The sequence below is a fragment of the Pseudonocardia sp. 73-21 genome, assembly GCF_001899645.1.
Classification (GTDB): Bacteria; Actinomycetota; Actinomycetes; order Mycobacteriales; family Pseudonocardiaceae; genus Pseudonocardia.
In genome coordinates this window covers 92,312-109,599 of the sequence record NZ_MKVV01000027.1, presented here as the reverse complement: position 1 = coordinate 109,599, position 17,288 = coordinate 92,312, and the positions used below count along the sequence as shown (strand labels likewise).

The window sequence follows — 17,288 nt, the reverse complement described above, 5'->3', positions numbered from 1 at the left end:
ATATGTGTCTTCGTCGTGCCGCTGGACAACGTCACAGCGACGGTGTTTGTGCCCGGCGATCGAGTGACGCAGGTCTCAATCGGTTGCGGAGTCCCGGATCGGGTCCCGAGACGATCGACTCCCTCTGGGGCGCGCAGACGATAGCCCACGCGCCCCGGACGCGCGCAGCGCCCCGGTCGGCAGCACGCCCGGAGGCCACCCGACCACTAGGGTTCCCAGCGTGGCAGCACCTTCCGAGCCCCGTCCCGACACCGCACCCACCCATCCGGGGGCCGATCCGGCCACCATCGGGGCCTGGCTGGCCGACCGACTCGGCGATCCGGGCTGGCGGAAGTGTGACCTCGCCCCGATCGGGGCGGGTCGCTCGAATCTCACCTATCGGGTGACGAGCGCGGCGGGATCCGTGGTGCTGCGCAGGCCGCCGGTCGGCGAGGTGGCGGCCACGGCGCACGACATGGGCCGCGAACGCCGGGTGATCTCCGCGCTCGCCGGCACGCCGGTGCCGGTGCCGCGGGTGCTCGCGTTCTCCGAGGGCGGCCCGCCGGTGGACGCGCCGTGCTTCGTGATGGAGCTCGTCGACGGCGTGGTGCCGCTGGGCGAGCTGCCCCCCGGGTGGGCCACCGAACCGGCCGACCGCCGCCGCCTCGGCGAGGCGCTCGTGGAGACCCTCGCCGACCTGCACACCGTCGACCCCGCCGCGGTCGGCCTCGGCGACTTCGGGCGCCCCGAGGGCTTCATGGCCCGCCAGGTGCGGCGCTGGGTCACGCAGTGGGAGAAGGCGGGCGAGGCCGGCCACCGCGCCGCGGACGCCGCCGACGTCACCGAGCTGGCCGCGACGCTCGCGGCCGCCGTGCCCACCACGCAGCGGCACGCGATCGTGCACGGCGACTACCGCATCGACAACTGCCTGTTCGACCACGCCGACCCCGGCCGCATCACCGCGGTGCTCGACTGGGAGATGTCCACGCTGGGCGACCCGATGGCCGACCTCGGCCTGCTGCTCGTCTACTGGTCGCAGGCCGACGACGACGCGGTGTGGAGCGCCGGACGCTACATCGACGGCCCCACCCGGCTGCCCGGCTTCCCCACCCGCGCGGAGCTCGCCACCGCCTACGCGCAGCGCTCCGGGCTCGACCTGGACCCCCTGCCCTGGTACGTGGCGTTCGGGGCGTTCAAGCTGGCCGTCGTGCTCGACGGCATCCTCGCGCGCGTGCACGCCGGGATGGTCCCGGCCTCCATGGCCGAGGGCCTCGACGGCAGCGCCGGGCCGCTCGCCGCGCTGGGGCGGCACGTGCTCGCCGAGGGGGTCGGCGCGTGAGACAACGTCCCTACCAGCGTCGGCGCCGCGGCCCGATCCTCACCCTGGTCGTCGTGCTGGCCGTCGCCGCCGTGGCCACCTGGACCACGGTGCTGGTCACCGCGAGCTCCAGCAGCGGCGGCGTCGCCTGCCCCACGCCGACCGCGGGCCCGCCGCCCGGCACGGTCCTGCCCCCCGACGCGCTCGACGCGGTCGCGCCGGTGCCGCCGTCCACGGTGAAGGTGCGGGTGCTCAACGCCGGCGGGCAGCGCGGGCAGGCCAACCTGGTCGCCGCGCAGTTCGGCGACCTCGGGTTCGCCCAGGGTGCCGCGCCGGAGAACGACCCGCTGTTCCCCGACGGGAACATGACCTGCAAGGGCCAGATCCGGTTCGGCCCCGCCGGGGAGGGCGCCGCGAGCACGGTGGCGCTGGCGGTGCCGTGCGTCGAGCTCGTACGTGACGCCCGGACCGACGCCGGCGTCGACGTCGCGGTGGGCACCGCGTTCGGCGACGTGAACCCGGCCAAGGCCGCCCGCGCGGTCCTCGACCGGCTGGCCGCCCCCGCCACGGGCGACGGCGGGGCCAGCAACGCCCCTCCCGCCGCCCCCACGGTCGACCAGGCCACCCTGAAGACGGCCCGCGACGTCTCCTGCTGACGCGGGCGGTCAGACGCCGGCGGCGCCGTGCTCCCGGGCCAGCGCCGCCAGCTCCACGGCGATGCCGGGGGCGGCCGCGAACACCGCGTCGGCCCCGAGCCCGTCGTCGGGCGGGACGCTGCCGGTGGGGCCCGGCACGCGGACCACCGCGCCGGCCTCCGACGCCACGAGCGCACCGGCGGCCCAGTCCCACCAGTTGCACCCGTGCTCGAGGTAGGCGTCCACCCAGCCCGCGGCCACCGCGCACAGGTCCAGCGACGCCGAGCCGGCCCGCCGGATGTCGCGCACCCGCGGGAGCAGCCCGGCCACCATCGCGGCCTGCCGCGTCCGGCGCTGCGGGCTGTAGGAGAACCCGGTGCCCAGCAGCGCCAGCGCGGGGTCGGAGACCCCCGACGCGCGCAGCGGGCGGCCGTCGCACGTGGCCCCGTGCCCGAGCGCCGCGCTCCACACCCGTCCCGATGCGGGCTCGACGACGGCCCCGGCGAGCGACACCCCGTCGCGGACGGCCGCGAGCGACACGGCGTACCAGGGCATGCCGTAGAGGAAGTTCACGGTCCCGTCGATGGGGTCGACGACCCAGGCCACGCCCGTCGCGGCCACCTCCCCGCCGTGCTCCTCCCCCACCACCGCGTCCCCCGGTCGGAGGTGCGCGATCCTGTCGCGCACGAGCGTCTCCACCGCGGTGTCCGACGCGGTGACGACGTCGGTCGGCGTGCTCTTCGTCGACACGCCGTGCCCGGGTTCCCCGTCCCACGGACGGGGCAGCCCCCGCAGGAACGCGGCCGCATCGCCGGCCACCAGCTCCGCGGTCCGTCGCAGCTCACGGGGGTCGTCGGCACCGGGCCGCGCTGCTGCACCGGGGTTCTCTCCAGGGGACTCAGTCACCACCCCATCCGACCACAGGGCCCCCGGCGGGGGGCACCTCGGCACTGCTCGGGGACGCGCGGGGGCAGCAAGGCGCGAACCACCCGGAACACGCAGCTACAATGGCCCGGTACCTCGCTCCGGCACCGCCTCCGACCATCCTGTCGGACGACGATCCGGCGGGTACCTTCGAACCGATCTCGACAGATGGCCGGGTCACGCCTTTCACGTCCGGCCCTGGCAGAGCGCACAGTAGCGAGAGGGCCTAGTGGCAGCCGCAGACTCCGCAAGCCGCACCGACACGACCGTCGACCCGACGGCCGCCGTTCCCACCCGACCCCGCAGTGCGCGGGCCTCAGGTTCTACGGGCACGGCGACTTCTACGGGCACGGCGACGAAGACCGCCTCGAAGGCGGCCCCCCGGGCTCGTACGGCCGCCGCCAAGGGTGGCGCCGCGACGAAGAAGAAGGCCTCGCCCGGCGTCGAGGGCGGCGAACCCACCGACCTCGACGGTGAGCTCGACGGCGCCCCCGAGGTCGGCGACCTCGAGGAGGTCGACGTCACCGCCGATCTCGAGGCCGATCTGGTCGTCGACGGCCCCGAGACGGCCGAGGTCGCCACGGACGACGATGACGACGATGACGACGATGACGACGACGAGGTGGCCAACACCGGCGCCAACCGTCGCAGCCCGTCGTCGCGCCAGCCGTCGTCCACGCCGCAGAAGGGCTCCGACTTCGTCTGGGACGAGGAGGAGTCCGAGGCGCTGCGCCAGGCCCGCAAGGACGCCGAGCTCACCGCCTCGGCCGACTCGGTCCGCGCCTACCTCAAGCAGATCGGCAAGGTCGCGCTGCTCAACGCGGAGGAGGAGGTCGAGCTCGCCAAGCGCATCGAGGCCGGCCTCTACGCCGCGGAGCGCATGCGCCGCTCGATCGACGCCGGCGAGAAGGTCTCCCCGCAGATGCGCCGGGACCTGCGCTGGATCGTCCGCGACGGCGAGCGCGCCAAGAACCACCTGCTCGAGGCCAACCTGCGCCTCGTGGTCTCGCTGGCCAAGCGCTACACCGGCCGCGGCATGGCGTTCCTGGACCTGATCCAGGAGGGCAACCTGGGCCTGATCCGCGCGGTCGAGAAGTTCGACTACACCAAGGGCTACAAGTTCTCCACCTACGCCACGTGGTGGATCCGCCAGGCCATCACGCGCGCCATGGCCGACCAGGCCCGCACCATCCGCATCCCGGTGCACATGGTCGAGGTCATCAACAAGCTCGGCCGCATACAGCGCGAACTCCTCCAGGACCTGGGCCGCGAGCCCACGCCCGAGGAGCTCGCCAAGGAAATGGACATCACCCCGGAGAAGGTGCTGGAGATCCAGCAGTACGCCCGGGAGCCCATCTCGCTCGACCAGACCATCGGCGACGAGGGCGACAGCCAGCTCGGTGACTTCATCGAGGACTCCGAGGCGGTCGTCGCGGTCGACGCCGTGTCATTCACGCTGCTGCAGGACCAGCTCCAGTCGGTGCTGGCCACGCTGAGCGAGCGCGAGGCGGGCGTGGTGCGGCTGCGCTTCGGCCTCACCGACGGCCAGCCCCGCACGCTGGACGAGATCGGCCAGGTCTACGGGGTCACCCGCGAGCGGATCCGGCAGATCGAGTCCAAGACGATGTCGAAGCTGCGCCACCCGAGCCGGTCGCAGGTCCTGCGCGACTACCTCGACTGACAGCCGAACACGCCGCGGGCCCCGAGCAGCAGCTCGGGGCCCGCGGCGTTTCCGCGGTCGGACGGCACCTGGTTGCCGTCCGCCGGGCCCCGAGCAGCCGTGGTGTGCCGTTCGAGCGACGGCGTGTCCCCCGATCGCCCGACACCCGCATCATCCGGTGCGGGGCCCGGCCGGCCGACGGTGCAACGGGCCGGATCGGAAGAACCTTGAGGCATCGGAGCAACCGCCCCGGACACCTCGAAGGGAACCGATCATCATGAGCACCACCCAGACCCCCGCCGTCCAGACCCCCGCCGTCCAGACCTCCGCCGCCACCTCCCGCACCCGCACCGTCGTACTCGCCACCGCCGCCCTGCTGGCCGGCGCGGGCATCACCGCGGGCGTCGTCCTCGGCCTCGGGAGCACCGCCCCCGCCGCCTCCGTCCCGGCCGCCGCGCCGAGCTCGTCGGCCCAGGTCGTCGTGCCGTCCGGGTCGGGCACGCACCACCACGTCACTCCGGTCACGCCCGTGCACCCCGTCGCCCCGTCGGCCGCGATCGAGACCCTGCAGCGCGAGCTCGGGCAGCTGAACTACTACGAGGGCCCCGTCACCGGCACGATGACGAGCCAGACGACGCAGGCCATCACCTACCTGCAGCGCGACGCCCACCTGCCGCAGACGGGCACCATGAACGCCGCCACGCAGGCCGCGCTGGCCAACTTCCTGGCGAACGGCAACAACCAGATGGGGAACTGATCACTCCACCAGGCCCTGCCGCATCGCCACGGCGACGGCGGCGGCCCGGTCGGAGACGCCGAGCTTCTCGTAGAGCCGCTGGGTGTGGGTCTTCACCGTGCTCACCCCGATGAACAGCTCGGCCGCCACCTGCGGCACCGACAGCCCGCGGGCGAAGGCCTGCAGCACCTGGCGCTCGCGCTCGCTGAGCACCGGGCCCTGCGCCGCCGCACGCAGCCGGATCTCCCCCGCCAGCCCGGCGGCGAGCTCCGCGGGCACCACCGTCCGGCCGTGCGCCACGTCGATCACCGCCTCGACGATCTCGGCGCGGCGCGCGTCCTTGGACAGGTAACCGGCCGCCCCCTCCTGCAGCGCCTGGAACACCACGGCGCTCTCCGTGTGGGCCGACAGCAGCAGGACGCGCGTGGCCAGCCCGTCGCGGACGGCGGCGCGGACCACCCCGAGACCGTCGATGTCGGGCATCTCGTAGTCGACGAGCGCCACGTCCGGGGTGTCGCGGCGGATCACGTCGAGGGCCTCGCGCCCGTCACCGACCGCCGCCACCACCTCGATGCGGCCGCTCTGCGTGAGCCCGCGGGCGACGCCGTCGCGGAAGAACGGGTGGTCGTCGGCCACCACCACGCGCACCAGGGGATCACCGCCTCGACCAGCGCTCACGGAGTGGAGCATAGGTGCCACCATGTCCCGATGACATCGCCCGAGGTCGTCGAGCCCGTTGTCGAGCCCGTTGTCGACCCCGTTGTCGACCCCGTTGTCGAAGTGGCCGTCGAGCACGCCCGGCGCGGCGTGCGGTTGCAGGTGGCCCTGCGCTGGGTGCTTCTGGCGTTCCTCGTCCTGACGCTGGTCACCGTGCCGCCGGCGGCGGGCCGCACCGCCTGCGTCGTGATCCTCGCGGGCTATGCACTGTGGACGCTCACCGTCGCGGTCTGGACGCGGCAGGCCCGCGCGTCGGACCTGCGGCTGGCGTGGCTCGCGCTGTTCGTCGACGTGCTGGTGCTGGGTGCGCTCACCCTGATCACCGGCATCGCCACCCCCGACAGCTGGACCTCCGACGTCGTCACCGTCGGGTTCCTGCTGGTCCCGGTGCTGGCCGCCACCCAGCTGCGGCCGCTGGTGTGCGCGGCGGTGGTCGTCCCGACCGTGCTCGTGTACCTGGTGGCGGGCATCGCCACGCGCGAGTCGAACGTCGAGCCGTGGGCGTCGGTGCTGCTGCGGACGGCGATCGCGGCGGGGGTGGCGGCGGGCTGTGTCGGGCTCTCCCGCATCCAGCGCTCCCGCGTGCGGACGATCGGCGGGCTCGTCGCCACCCGTACGCAGCTGCTCGCCGAGCTGGCCGGCATCGAGCAGCGGGAACGCCGTGAGCTCTCGGAGCACCTGCACGACGGCGCCCTGCAGTACGTGCTGGCCGCGCGCCACGACCTCGAGGACGCCCGCGAGAGCGGCGACCAGGAGGCGTTCGCGCGGCTGGAGCAGGCGCTGGGCGAGTCGGTCCGCCTGCTGCGCTCGACGGTCGCGGAGCTGCACCCGGCCGTGCTCGCCCGGGCCGGGCTGCCGGCCGCCGTGCGCGACCTGGCCCGGGAGGCCGCCGCCCGTGGCGGGTTCAGCGCCGAGGTCGACACGACGGGCTGGCCCGACGACCTGCGCACCCCGGTCGACGCGCTGCTCTTCCGCACCGCGCGGGAGCTGCTGGCCAACGTGGCCGAGCACGCGAAGGCCCGCACCGCCACCGTCACCGTGTCCACTGTGGATGGAAAGGCCCGGCTGGTCGTGGCGGACGACGGCGTCGGGATGCCGGAACGCCCGGCCGAGGAGGCGCTGGGCCGCGGCCACATCGGGCTCGCCTCCCACACCGTCCGGATCGACGCCGCCGGCGGCCGGCTGTGGGCCGAACCGGGAAACCCGGGCACGGTCATGACGGTGGAGCTGCCCTGTCCCCCGATCGGTGGACCCCCGGCTCGCCCCGCATGAGGCCCGGCCGGCCGACGGTGGCGGCCCGGGATCGGGCGCATCGTGGAGTCATCGGGGCAGCGAGCCCCACCGGAACCCCACGAAGAGAGACACCGTCATGACCACCGCGACCGCCGTCACCAGCACCGACGCCCCCACCGTCCGCATCCCCCGCGCGACCGCCGCGCCCGTCCTCGACGCCACCCGGCTCTGGACCGGCGGCCTCGCCACTGCGGTGGTCGCCGCGCTCATCGGCCTCGTCGGCACGCTCGTCGTGCGCGTCACCGCCCGCACCGCCGCCCTCACCACCCCGATCGGCGGCGCCGCGCTCGACACGCACGCCACCGTCCTGCTGTGCTTGTCCGCCGCCGGCGCGGCCCTGGTCGCCACCGGGCTCGCCCACCTGCTGATGGTCTCGACCCCGCGCCCGCTGGCCTACCTCGGCTGGATCGTCGGCCTCGCCACCGCCGCCGCGACCGTCCTGCCCCTGGCCGTCGGCGGCCCGCTCGCCGCCGCGGCCGCCGCGGGTGTCATCCACCTGGTGATCGGCCTGGCGATCGGGAGCCTCGTCGCCGGCGCGGCGACCGCCGCCGCCCGCCGCTGACCGCCGCCGACCGCCCCTGACGATCCGGGCCCGGACCACCGGACCCGGATCGTCAGCATGTCGCGAACAGGCGCATCTGCAGTGCGAGCGTGGCGTAGTAGCCGACCAGGGTGGACAGCTCGAAGACCTGCCGCTCCCCCAGCACCCCGGCCAGCGCCTCGTAGTCGGCGTCCGCGAGGCGGCCGCCGGCCAGCAGCGCGCGGGTCAGGTCCAGCGCGGCCCGCTCGACCGGATCGGCCAGGGCCGGCACCGCGCCGTCGCGCAGGGCCGCCAGCTCGTCCTCGGTGAGGCCGACGTGCCGGCCGACCGCCTCGTGGGCCTCCCGCTCGAACGCGCTGTCCCACGCCGCGGCCACGGCGAGCACCGCCATCTCCCGGACCCGCGGCGCCAACGACGACCCGTACCGCAGGGCCACGCCGAGCGCCTGCAACGGTCCGCCGACGGCGGGGCTGCGCAGCATCGCCTCGAACGGGCCGCGCAGCCCGCCGTCGGCGTCGACCAGCGGGAACAGCTGCGGCCCCTGCGCCCGTGGACCGCCGGTCACGGCGTCGTAGAGGGCCCGTTCGGGGCCGTCGAGATCGGCGGGGCGGCGTGGTGACAGGCGCGGCATCGGGCTCTCCCTCGTGACCGGCACGGACGGTACCGTCAGCGATCGTGGACGACCTCGTCACCCTGCTGCGGGAGATGTTCGAGAGCGACGGGGCGAGCGCGTACCTCGGGGAGGACGTCACCCAGGCCGTGCACATGCTGCAGGCCGGTGCGCTGGCCCTGGCGGCCGGTGCACCCGACCACCTCGTCGTCGCCGCCGTGCTGCACGACGTGGGCCACTTCGGCGCGGCCGATCCGATGGGCGGGCACGACAACCACCACGACGACGCGGGCGCCGAGCTGCTCGCCCGCTGGTTCCCGCCGTCGGTCACCGAGCCGGTGCGGCTGCACGTGGCCGCGAAGCGTTATCTCTGCGCCGTCGACCCCGCGTACGCCGCCGTGCTCTCCCCCGCCTCGGTGCACAGCCTGGCGTTGCAGGGCGGGCCGATGGGCGACGCCGAGCGGGCGGCGTTCGAGGCGAACCCGCACCACGCCGACGCGGTGGCCGTGCGGCGCTGGGACGACGCGGCCAAGGACCACGACGCCCCGGTGCCGCCGTTCGACGCGTTCGCGGCGGCCGTCGTGTCCGTGGCCCGTGCGGCTACGGTGACGCCGTGATCACCGACGACGAGCGCATCGCGCTGTTCCTCGACTACGAGAACCTCGCGATCGGCGCCCGCGAGGGGCTGGGCGTGTCCCCGTTCGCCTTCGGTCCCATCGCCGACGCGCTGGCCGAGCGGGGGCGCGTGGTGGCACGGCGCGCCTACGCCGACTGGTCCTACTTCGACGAGGACCGCCGCCTGCTCGCCCGCGCGCAGGTCGAGCTGATCGAGATCCCGCAGAAGGTCGGCGGCTCCCGTAAGAACGCCGCCGACATCAAGATGGCCGTCGACGCCGTCGAGATGGCGTTCGAGCGCGGCTTCATCACCACGTTCGCGATCTGCACCGGCGACTCCGACTTCACCCCGCTCGTGCACAAGCTGCGCGAGCTGGACAAGCGGGTGATCGGCATCGGCGTGCAGTCCTCCACGTCGGCGCTGCTGCCTCCGGCGTGCGACGAGTTCCTGTTCTACGACCGGCTGCCCGGCGTCGAGCCGACGCAGGAACCCCGCAAGCCCGGACGCCGCGAGCGGCCCGCGCCGCGCGAGCGGGTCGAGGTCGTCACCCCCGAACCGGAGCCCGCCCCGGTCGAGGAGCCGGCCCTCCCGGCCGAGGACCGCGAGGTCGGCCCGCTCGTCATCAGCACCCTGACGGGCCTGCAGCGCCACGCCGACGGGCCCGTGCTGGCGTCGCGGCTCAAGCGGGCCATCCTGCGCAAGGACCCCACGTTCGACGAGGCCGACCACGGCTTCCGCGGGTTCGGCGAGCTGCTGCGCAACCTGGAGACCCAGCAGGTGGTGGAGCTGCGCAAGGGCAGTGCGCAGGGCGATCCCGAGGTCACGCTGCCCGAGCACTCCTCCGCCGACGAGGACGCGTTCCGGCTGCTCGTCGACGTGGTGGGCGAGCTGCAGACGCCGTCCACGGGCCCGCAGCTGTCCGGGCTCAAGGACCAGCTGCGCAAGCGGCAGCCCGGGTTCAGCGAGAAGCGCTTCGGCTTCAACACGTTCCTGTCGTTCGCCAAGGCCGCCCGGGCCCGCGAGCTGGTGACGATGGACTGGAACGAGGACATGGGCGACTACCTGCTGCGCGTGCCCGACTGACGCGACTTTGTCGGTGCGTCGTGCGAACATCTGTTCGTGTCCCGAGACGCCACCATCCTGCACGCCGACCTCGACGCGTTCTACGCGTCGGTCGAGCAGCGCGACAACCCCCGGCTGCGCGGCCGCCCGGTCATCGTCGGCGGCGGGGTGGTCCTCGCGGCCAGCTACGAGGCCAAGGCCCGGGGGGTGCGCACGGCCATGAACGGGCGGCAGGCGCGGCAGCTGTGCCCGTCCGCGATCGTGGTGCCGCCGCGCATGGAGGCGTACTCGGCGGCGAGCAGGGCCGTGTTCGAGGTGTTCGCCCACACCACGCCGCTGGTGCAGGGCATCTCCATCGACGAGGCGTTCCTCGAGGTCGGCGGCCTGCTGAAGATCGCCGGGCCGCCGATCGACATCGCCACGGCGCTGCGCCGCGACGTGCTGGAGCAGGTGGGGCTGGCCATCACGGTGGGCATCGCGCGCACCAAGTTCCTGGCCAAGGTGGCCAGCGGCGTGGCCAAGCCCGACGGGCTGCTGCTGGTGCCGCCCGACGGCGAGCTGGCGTTCCTGCGCCCGCTGCCCGTGGAGCGGCTGTGGGGCGTCGGGCGGGTCACCACGGGCAAGCTGCACGCGCTGGGCATCCGCACGGTCGCCGACGTCGCGGATCTGGGCGAGGCCACGCTGGTGTCGGTGCTCGGCCGGGCCGCGGGGCGCCACCTGCACGCGCTGGCGCACAACCACGACCCCCGCCCCGTCGAGACGGGCGGGCGACGCCACTCCATCGGCTCGCAGCAGGCGCTGGGGCGGGGCCTGCGCAGCCCCGAGGAGCTCGACGCGATCCTCGCGGGCACGCTCGACCGTCTCGGCCGCCGGTTGCGCGCCGGCCGGCGCACCTGCCGCACCGTGATGCTGCGGCTGCGCTTCGCCGACTTCACCCGGGCCACCCGGTCGCACTCAATGCCGGAGGCCACCGCCCACACGGCCACACTGCTCGACGCCGCCCGCGGGCTGCTCGCCACGGCGCTACCGATGATCATCGAGCAGGGCATCACGCTGCTCGGGGTGTCGCTGGGCAACCTCGAGGACGACCGCTCGGTGCAGCTCGCCCTGCCGTTCGACGCGCAGTCGGGGCCGGAGCTGGACGTCACGCTCGACGCGGTGCACAAGCGCTTCGGGTCGCGCGCGGTCACCCGCGGCACGCAGCTCGGTCGCCGACCGGCGCTGGAGGTGCCCCTGCTCCCCGACGACGGGTGACTAGCCGGCCTTCTTCTCCGTGCTCACGGGCTCCACCACCGGGGCCGGGGTGGCCACCACCGGCGTCACCGGCGGAATGGCCGCGGGCGGGGCCTGCGCCGCGGGCGGGGCCGGCTCGTCCTTCGACTCCGGGTGCAGCTCCTTGACCTCCGACTTGAGGATGCGCGCCGAACGCCCGAGGCTCCGCGCCGCATCAGGCAGCCGCTTGGCGCCGAACAGCAGCACCAGGACGGCCACGATGATCAGCCAGTGGGTGGGGCTGAGAGCGCCCATGATCGCACCTATCTCCTCGACGGGCCGCAGTGGAAACCGCAGCGTGTCCCTGTAGCCAACGAACGTACGGGGCAGACGGTTCGGATTCCAGCCGACCCACCCCCACACGAAGGTGTGTATCGGACACCGGGAACGTACCGGTCACCCCGATTTGCCGGTGCCCTCCCACCGTCCGAACCTCCCCGGTAGGCGCCACCGTCGGCGCCGTGGGGACATCGGAGTACACCATGACGACAACACCGAACGCGCCGGCCCCAGGGGTGGTGCGCAGCCTGATCCCGGCCCGGATCGACCGCCTTCCGTGGTCGCCGTTCCACACCCGGATGGTGGTCGCACTCGGCGTCGCGTGGATCCTGGACGGGCTGGAGATCACGGTGGCGAGCTCCGTCACCGACGTCCTGACGAAGCCGGACACCCTGGCGCTGTCGTCCGCGGCGGCCGGGCTGGTCGCCAGCGTCTACCTCGCCGGTGAGGTGGTCGGGGCGCTGTACTTCGGGCGGCTGTCGGACAAGCTCGGCCGACGGAAGCTGTTCATGATCACGCTCGCCGTCTACCTGATCGGCAGCGGGCTCACGGCCCTGACGCTGGGCAACAACGGTTTCTGGATCGGCTTCCTCTACCTGACCCGGTTCATCGCCGGAATGGGCATCGGTGGCGAGTACTCGGCCATCAACTCCGCGATCGACGAACTGATCCCGTCGAAGTTCCGCGGCCGCGTCGACATCATGGTCAACGGCACCTACTGGGCCGGCGCGATCATCGGCACCCTGGGCAGCCTGATCTTCCTCAACGTCATGAGCATCAGCGTGGGCTGGCGCATCGCCTTCCTCATCGGACCGGTCCTCGGGCTGGTGATCCTGTTCGTCCGCCGGCACCTGCCGGAGAGCCCGCGCTGGGAGGTCATGAACGGCCGCGAGCGTGAGGCCGAGGAGTCGATCACCTACATCGAGAGCGAGGTCACCGCGGGTGGCCGCGACCTCCCGCCGGTGGACGAGAGCAAGGCCATCGACCTGCAGCCCACCACGGACATCGGGTACCTGGCGCTGGTGCGGGTGCTGTTCCGCGACTACCCGAAGCGCGCGGTGCTCGGTGCGTCGTTGATGATCACGCAGTCGTTCCTCTACAACGCGATCTTCTTCACCTACACGCTGGTGCTGGGCAAGTTCTACGGCGTCGCCTCCACCTCGGCACCGTTGTTCCTCATCGCGTTCGCCGTCGGGAACCTGGCCGGTCCGCTGACCATCGGGCACCTGTTCGACACCATCGGCCGCCGCAAGATGATCGCCGGCACCTACCTCGTCTCCGGCGTGCTGCTCGCCGTCACCGCGTTCCTGTTCAACGCGGGCGTGCTCAACGCCGTCACCCAGACGATCGCCTGGTGCGTGATCTTCTACTTCGCCTCGGCCGGCGCGAGCGCCGCCTACCTGACCGTCAGCGAGATCTTCCCGCTGGAGGTCCGGTCCAAGGCCATCGCGGTGTTCTTCGCGATCGCCCAGTGCTTCGGCGCGCTCGGCCCGGTGATCTACGGGGCGCTCATCGGCGACGGCTCCGAGCCGATCCGCCTGTTCTACGGCTACCTGCTGGGCGCCGCGGTGATGGTGGCCGGCGGGCTCGTGGCCTACTTCCTCGCCGTCGACGCCGAGGGCAGGTCGTTGGAGGAGATCGCCACCCCGCTCTCGGCGGGCGGGCGGCCGCGCACCGGGTTCACCCGGGCCGAGGGAGCCGCCCGGCCGAGCTGAGGTGGCACACTCCCCCTGTGGTGTGGCGGGCGAGGTGGGCGGAGCTGCGCACGACCCTGACCGGCGTGGATCCGGGCCTGGTCCGCCTGCGGCTGGGCGGCATCGCCGCGGCGTCGATGATCCTCGCGGTGCTGGTGATGTCGGGGGTGCGGGCGCTCACCGGGGAGCCGGTCACCGCGGTCCTGATGGCCGGGGTGCTGTCGATGATCGGCAACCTCGCGGTGAACGAGCCCGACATCCGGCGGCTGCGCGTCACCACGGCGCTCATGGTCCCTCCGGCACTGGCCTCGGTCACCGCGGGCACGCTGCTCGCCCCGGACCGGATCGTGGCCGACGTCGTGTTCGTCGCCGTCATGGTCACCGCGGTGTACATCCGCCGCTACGGGCCGCGCGGCAACGCCCTGGGCATGGCCGCGATGATGGGCTACTTCTTCACCCAGTTCCTCAAGGCCGCGGTCGGGCAGATCCCGTTCCTGCTCGTGGCGGCCGCGGTGGGCATCGGGTCCACGCTGCTGCTGCGGGGGTGGGTGTTCGCGGAGAATCCCGGGCGCACCGTGGAGCGGATGACCCGGGCGTTCCGCGCGCACGTCCACCGGCTCGTCGAGGCCACGGCCGACCTGCTGGCGGCCGCACCCGACGAGCGCGACGACGCCCTGCGCGACGTGGCCCGGCGGCGCACCCGCCTCAACGAGACCGCGCTGCTGGTGGCCGACCGGCTGGAGCAGCAACGCGAGGACGACCATCCGGACGCCGGCCGGGACCTGCTGGAGCTCGACCTCCTCGACGCCGAGCTCGCCGCCGAACGCCTCTCGGTGGCCACCCGCAGGCTCGTGCTCGGCGACCACCCCCCGCCCGGCGACGTGGTGCGCCCGCTGCTGGCCGGCATGCGCTCGCTGGGCGCCGCCACCGCCACCGGGGCGTCGCCCGGGGCCGTGGCGCTCCTGCGTGACACGGCCCGGCGCAGTGTCGGCGCGATCGTCACCGGCACCCCGGGGCCCGACGACCGCGCGGGGCGCGCGCTGGAGCTCGGCGACCGCGCCCAGCGGGTCGGGTTCGCGATCACCCGGCTGGCCGACGCCCTGGGCGCCCCCGACCTGCAACCCGACGCGCCGTACCCGGCCGCCGACCCGCCCCCCGCGCCGGCCGCCGACAGCCTCCCCGACCTGCCCGGAGCCGGGACTCCCCCGCCCGACCCCGCCCCGGCCCCCGCCGATGCGCCGGACCCGGAGCCCGCACCCGCCGGACTCGACCTGAGCACCCGCCAGGCCGTGCAGGTCGGGGTGGCCACCAGCCTCGCGATCGTCGTGGGCGAGCTCGTGTCGCCGTCGCGGTGGTACTGGGCGGTCATCGCCGCGTTCGTCGTCTTCGCGGGCACCACCAGCCGGGGCGACGTCCTCAGCCGCGGCTCGCAGCGCGTGGTGGGCACGATCGGCGGGGTGGTCGCGGGGATGGGCCTCGCGCTGGTCGTGGGCGACCGGGCCGTGCCCGCCCTGATCATCATGTTCGGCTGCGTGTTCTTCGCGCTCTACCTGGTGCGGGTGTCGCAGGCGCTGATGGCCTTCTGGATCACCGCGGTGCTGGCGCTGCTGTACGGGTTGATCGGCCAGTTCAGCGTGGAGACGCTCGTGGTGCGCGTCGAGGAGACCGCCGTCGGGGCGGCGATGGGCATCCTCGCGGGCTACCTGATCCTGCCCAAGGGCACGCGGGAGGCGTTCGGCGAGGCCCTGGACACGATGGTCGAGGCCGTCGACCACACCGTCACCGGCGCCGTCGAGCGGATCCTGGGGCGGGGCACGCCCGAAGCCCCGCTGGAGCTCGCCCGCGACATGGACGACGCGCTGGGCGTGCTGCGCGCCCGGGCCAAGCCGCTGGACAACCCCCTGCCTCGCCGCCGCGGCCGGTCGAGCTACCAGCGGGCGCTGCGGGTGCTCACCGGCGTGGACCACTACGCGCGTCGCCTCGCCCGGCTCTCGGACACCGTCGGCTCGCCCGGCTGGGCCCCGACGCTGCAGCCGGCCGCCGACCGCGTGCTCGCCAACCTCGACGGCCTGCGGCTGCTGCTGCACCACCGGGAGCCGGAGCGCCCGATCGCCTCGGCCGAGGATCTGGTGGACACCGCCGAGGCCCACGCCGCCCGCACCGGGGACCACCGCCGACGCGCCGGCGAGCTGACGGTGATCCGGATGCTGCGCCGCATCGACCAGGCGGTGGTCGGCTTCGCCCAGGACCTCGGCGGCGTCCCCACCCCCGAATCCGACGAACGGCACTCTCGTCGCACGGGTGCAGAACTGCGGGACGTGCGTGGCACCACAGAACCAGGGCCCGTGTCCTGATCTGCCGCGAGGGTCGGAGAGCGCAGACGTTCGTCGGAACGTCAGCTGAGCGCCGATGCCAGGGCCGTGCCCACCGGTACACCCAGGCCGGTGCACGCGTCCCAGCCCGGGCCGGCCCGGTAGGCGCCGTTGTCGCCCTCCGTGATGTCGCGGAAGGCCGTGGGCGCCGCGTAGAGCTTCGGCTGCAGCAGGCCCAGCTTCGCGCGGCCGGCCTGCACCAGCCGCGCCACCAGCGCCGCCCACAGCGGGGCCACCGCGCTCGTGCCGCCGATCACGAGGTCCTGCCCGTCGACCCGGATCCGGTAACCGGTCTGCGGGTCGGCCACCGCCGACACGTCCGGCACACCGCGCCCGGGCTTGCCGCCGGGCCCGTCCGGCACCCCGGCGGAGGCCTGCCAGCTCGGCTGCGCGAACACGGTGCTGACCCCGCCGCCCGTGGCACCCTTGCCCGCGCCGTTGTTCCACACCACCTCGGAGGTGACCGCGCCCGTGGTCGCGTTCGCGTCGAGGTGGGTGCCGCCGCAGGCCAGGGCGTGCGGGCTGGAGGCGGGGAAGTCCACATGGGACTTCCCGTCGGTGGCGCGGTCGGTGCTGCCGTCGTCGCCGGCGGCCACCGTGGTGGTCACGCCGAGCGCGGCCGCGTCGGCGAGCGCGGCGTCGAACGCGGTGCGGGCCTGCCCGGTCCAGGTGTCCTCGGACCCGCCCCAGCTGATGCTGATCGCCGCGGGCGTCGGGGTGGCGTGGGCCGCCTGCGCGACGGCGTCGAGGAAGCCCGCGTCGGTGTTGGGCGCGAAGTACACGACGACGTCGGCCCCCGGAGCGAGCGCGCCCGCCACCTCGATGTCGAGCAGCACCTCGCCGTCGGCGCCCTGGGGGTCCCTGCCGGCCACGTTGCTGCCGCCGTCGACGCCGACGGCGGTGACCGTCGGGCCGCTGATCCCGAGGCCGGCGAAGTAGGTGTCGAGCTCGGACTGCGCGAACCCGCCGCCCAGCTCGATGATCGCGATCGTCTGGCCCGAGCCGTCGCTGCCCTCGGGGAAGGAGTAGACCCGGCCCAGCTCGATCGGCGTGTACCCGGCCGAGGCGGCCGCCGCCGTGGCCACGCGGAACCGGGCCCGCGCCTGCGGGCGGTCGTCGAGGCCGAGCACGGCGGTGACGACGCCGTCCAGCTCCGCCGGCACGCTCAGCGCGCCCGCGCGGTAGCGGTGGGTGACCTGCGCCCCGCTGGGGTCCGGCGTGCTGACCTGCGCCAACGACGTGCCGAACGCCTCCGCGAGCACGCCGGCCGGGCCCGCGACCCGCAACCGGCGGGACGCGGCGTCCACCGCGGTGACCTCCACCCCGAGCCCGGTGAGCGTGCGGGTCACGAGCTCGACGTCGGCGGGATCGGCCCCGTGCCGCTCGGCCAGCTCCGCGGGCGTGAGCAGGCCCGGCCCGTCGGGGAGCTCGGCGCGGCGGCGCAGCACCACGGTGGCCTCGACCCTGGTGTCGGCGGGCACCGCCTGCCGGGCCGCCGCGGCGGTGTCGACGGGGGGCCGCTCGCTGCCGGGGATGGTACGGCGGGCGGCGGCGGGGACGGGTTCGCTCATGGGGTCGTT

Annotated in this window: 16 protein-coding genes; 11 read left to right on the top strand and 5 right to left on the bottom strand. The window is 74.3% G+C overall.

Going from position 1 to position 17,288, the window contains the following annotated elements; all coding sequences use genetic code 11:
• The first annotated feature begins 220 nt into the window (after nucleotides 1–220).
• Both BGP03_RS06900 and cei read left to right on the top strand, forming a co-directional pair.
• Nucleotides 221–1,318 (top strand): phosphotransferase family protein, encoded by a 1,098-nt coding sequence (locus BGP03_RS06900; RefSeq protein ID WP_298796552.1) that lies wholly within the window; start codon nucleotides 221–223, stop codon nucleotides 1,316–1,318.
• Nucleotides 1,315–1,953, top strand: coding sequence for an envelope integrity protein Cei (gene cei, locus BGP03_RS06895; RefSeq protein WP_296372566.1), 639 nt, complete (start codon nucleotides 1,315–1,317; stop codon nucleotides 1,951–1,953). The genes BGP03_RS06900 and cei overlap by 4 nt, the downstream gene beginning before the upstream one ends.
• 9 nt (nucleotides 1,954–1,962) lie before the next feature.
• Here cei and BGP03_RS06890 read toward each other — a convergent pair whose 3' ends face one another.
• Complete coding sequence (locus BGP03_RS06890) at nucleotides 1,963–2,727, bottom strand: inositol monophosphatase family protein (RefSeq protein ID WP_298796735.1); 765 nt, start codon at nucleotides 2,725–2,727, stop codon at nucleotides 1,963–1,965.
• A gap of 358 nt (nucleotides 2,728–3,085) precedes the next feature.
• Here BGP03_RS06890 and BGP03_RS06885 point away from each other — a divergent pair, with 358 nt between their 5' ends.
• Both BGP03_RS06885 and BGP03_RS06880 read left to right on the top strand, forming a co-directional pair.
• On the top strand, nucleotides 3,086–4,537 hold the full coding sequence (locus BGP03_RS06885; RefSeq protein WP_296372568.1) for an RNA polymerase sigma factor: 1,452 nt from the start codon (nucleotides 3,086–3,088) through the stop codon (nucleotides 4,535–4,537).
• Nucleotides 4,538–4,793: 256 nt separating this feature from the next.
• Nucleotides 4,794–5,273, top strand: a complete 480-nt coding sequence (locus BGP03_RS06880) for a peptidoglycan-binding domain-containing protein (protein WP_296372570.1) — start codon at nucleotides 4,794–4,796, stop codon at nucleotides 5,271–5,273.
• Here BGP03_RS06880 and BGP03_RS06875 read toward each other — a convergent pair whose 3' ends face one another.
• Entirely contained in the window at nucleotides 5,274–5,930 is a 657-nt protein-coding gene (locus tag BGP03_RS06875) for a response regulator transcription factor (RefSeq protein WP_298796555.1), read from the bottom strand.
• A 30-nt stretch (nucleotides 5,931–5,960) separates the two neighbouring features.
• Here BGP03_RS06875 and BGP03_RS06870 point away from each other — a divergent pair, with 30 nt between their 5' ends.
• Entirely contained in the window at nucleotides 5,961–7,241 is a 1,281-nt protein-coding gene (locus BGP03_RS06870) for an ATP-binding protein (protein WP_298796557.1), read from the top strand.
• Between the two features lie 97 nt (nucleotides 7,242–7,338).
• Nucleotides 7,339–7,824 carry a hypothetical protein gene (locus BGP03_RS06865; protein WP_296372574.1) on the top strand — a complete coding sequence of 162 codons (486 nt, stop codon included), beginning with the start codon at nucleotides 7,339–7,341 and terminating at the stop codon, nucleotides 7,822–7,824.
• Nucleotides 7,825–7,876: 52 nt separating this feature from the next.
• On the opposite strand, the gene BGP03_RS06860 is transcribed toward BGP03_RS06865, so the two are convergent.
• Nucleotides 7,877–8,458: a carboxymuconolactone decarboxylase family protein gene (locus BGP03_RS06860; protein ID WP_299735875.1), complete on the bottom strand. Its 582-nt coding sequence runs from the start codon at nucleotides 8,456–8,458 to the stop codon at nucleotides 7,877–7,879.
• 20 nt (nucleotides 8,459–8,478) lie between these two features.
• Between BGP03_RS06860 and BGP03_RS06855 the strand changes: the two genes are divergently transcribed.
• The 3 genes from BGP03_RS06855 to dinB are packed head-to-tail and all read left to right on the top strand — an operon-like array spanning nucleotide 8,479 to nucleotide 11,345.
• Nucleotides 8,479–9,030 (top strand): HD domain-containing protein, encoded by a 552-nt coding sequence (locus BGP03_RS06855; protein WP_296372578.1) that lies wholly within the window; start codon nucleotides 8,479–8,481, stop codon nucleotides 9,028–9,030.
• Nucleotides 9,027–10,112, top strand: coding sequence for an NYN domain-containing protein (locus tag BGP03_RS06850; protein ID WP_296372580.1), 1,086 nt, complete (start codon nucleotides 9,027–9,029; stop codon nucleotides 10,110–10,112). Before BGP03_RS06855 ends, BGP03_RS06850 begins: the two co-directional genes overlap by 4 nt.
• A 30-nt stretch (nucleotides 10,113–10,142) precedes the next feature.
• Entirely contained in the window at nucleotides 10,143–11,345 is a 1,203-nt protein-coding gene (gene dinB / locus BGP03_RS06845) for a DNA polymerase IV (protein WP_298796736.1), read from the top strand.
• On the opposite strand, the gene tatA is transcribed toward dinB, so the two are convergent.
• Nucleotides 11,346–11,618, bottom strand: a complete 273-nt coding sequence (tatA, locus tag BGP03_RS06840; protein ID WP_298796560.1) for a Sec-independent protein translocase subunit TatA — start codon at nucleotides 11,616–11,618, stop codon at nucleotides 11,346–11,348.
• A 227-nt stretch (nucleotides 11,619–11,845) separates the two neighbouring features.
• Here tatA and BGP03_RS06835 point away from each other — a divergent pair, with 227 nt between their 5' ends.
• Nucleotides 11,846–13,357, top strand: coding sequence for an MFS transporter (locus tag BGP03_RS06835; RefSeq protein ID WP_296372583.1), 1,512 nt, complete (start codon nucleotides 11,846–11,848; stop codon nucleotides 13,355–13,357).
• Nucleotides 13,358–13,422: 65 nt separating this feature from the next.
• Nucleotides 13,423–15,690 carry an FUSC family protein gene (locus BGP03_RS06830; RefSeq protein WP_299735871.1) on the top strand — a complete coding sequence of 756 codons (2,268 nt, stop codon included), beginning with the start codon at nucleotides 13,423–13,425 and terminating at the stop codon, nucleotides 15,688–15,690.
• Between the two features lie 41 nt (nucleotides 15,691–15,731).
• On the opposite strand, the gene BGP03_RS06825 is transcribed toward BGP03_RS06830, so the two are convergent.
• The gene (locus BGP03_RS06825) at nucleotides 15,732–17,279 is read right to left on the bottom strand and encodes a S53 family peptidase (RefSeq protein WP_298796564.1); all 1,548 of its coding nucleotides are present in this window, start codon (nucleotides 17,277–17,279) and stop codon (nucleotides 15,732–15,734) included.
• Nucleotides 17,280–17,288 lie beyond the last annotated feature (9 nt).

Excerpts from the sequence above, each read along its gene's own strand:
- BGP03_RS06880 (WP_296372570.1), top strand. The coding sequence starts at position 4,794 with ATGAGCACCACCCAGACCCCCGCCGTCCAGACCCCCGCCGTCCAGACC.
- BGP03_RS06870 (WP_298796557.1), top strand. The coding sequence starts at position 5,961 with ATGACATCGCCCGAGGTCGTCGAGCCCGTTGTCGAGCCCGTTGTCGAC.
- BGP03_RS06865 (WP_296372574.1), top strand. The coding sequence starts at position 7,339 with ATGACCACCGCGACCGCCGTCACCAGCACCGACGCCCCCACCGTCCGC.
- tatA (WP_298796560.1), bottom strand. The coding sequence starts at position 11,618 with ATGGGCGCTCTCAGCCCCACCCACTGGCTGATCATCGTGGCCGTCCTG.
- BGP03_RS06835 (WP_296372583.1), top strand. The coding sequence starts at position 11,846 with ATGACGACAACACCGAACGCGCCGGCCCCAGGGGTGGTGCGCAGCCTG.
- BGP03_RS06825 (WP_298796564.1), bottom strand. The coding sequence starts at position 17,279 with ATGAGCGAACCCGTCCCCGCCGCCGCCCGCCGTACCATCCCCGGCAGC.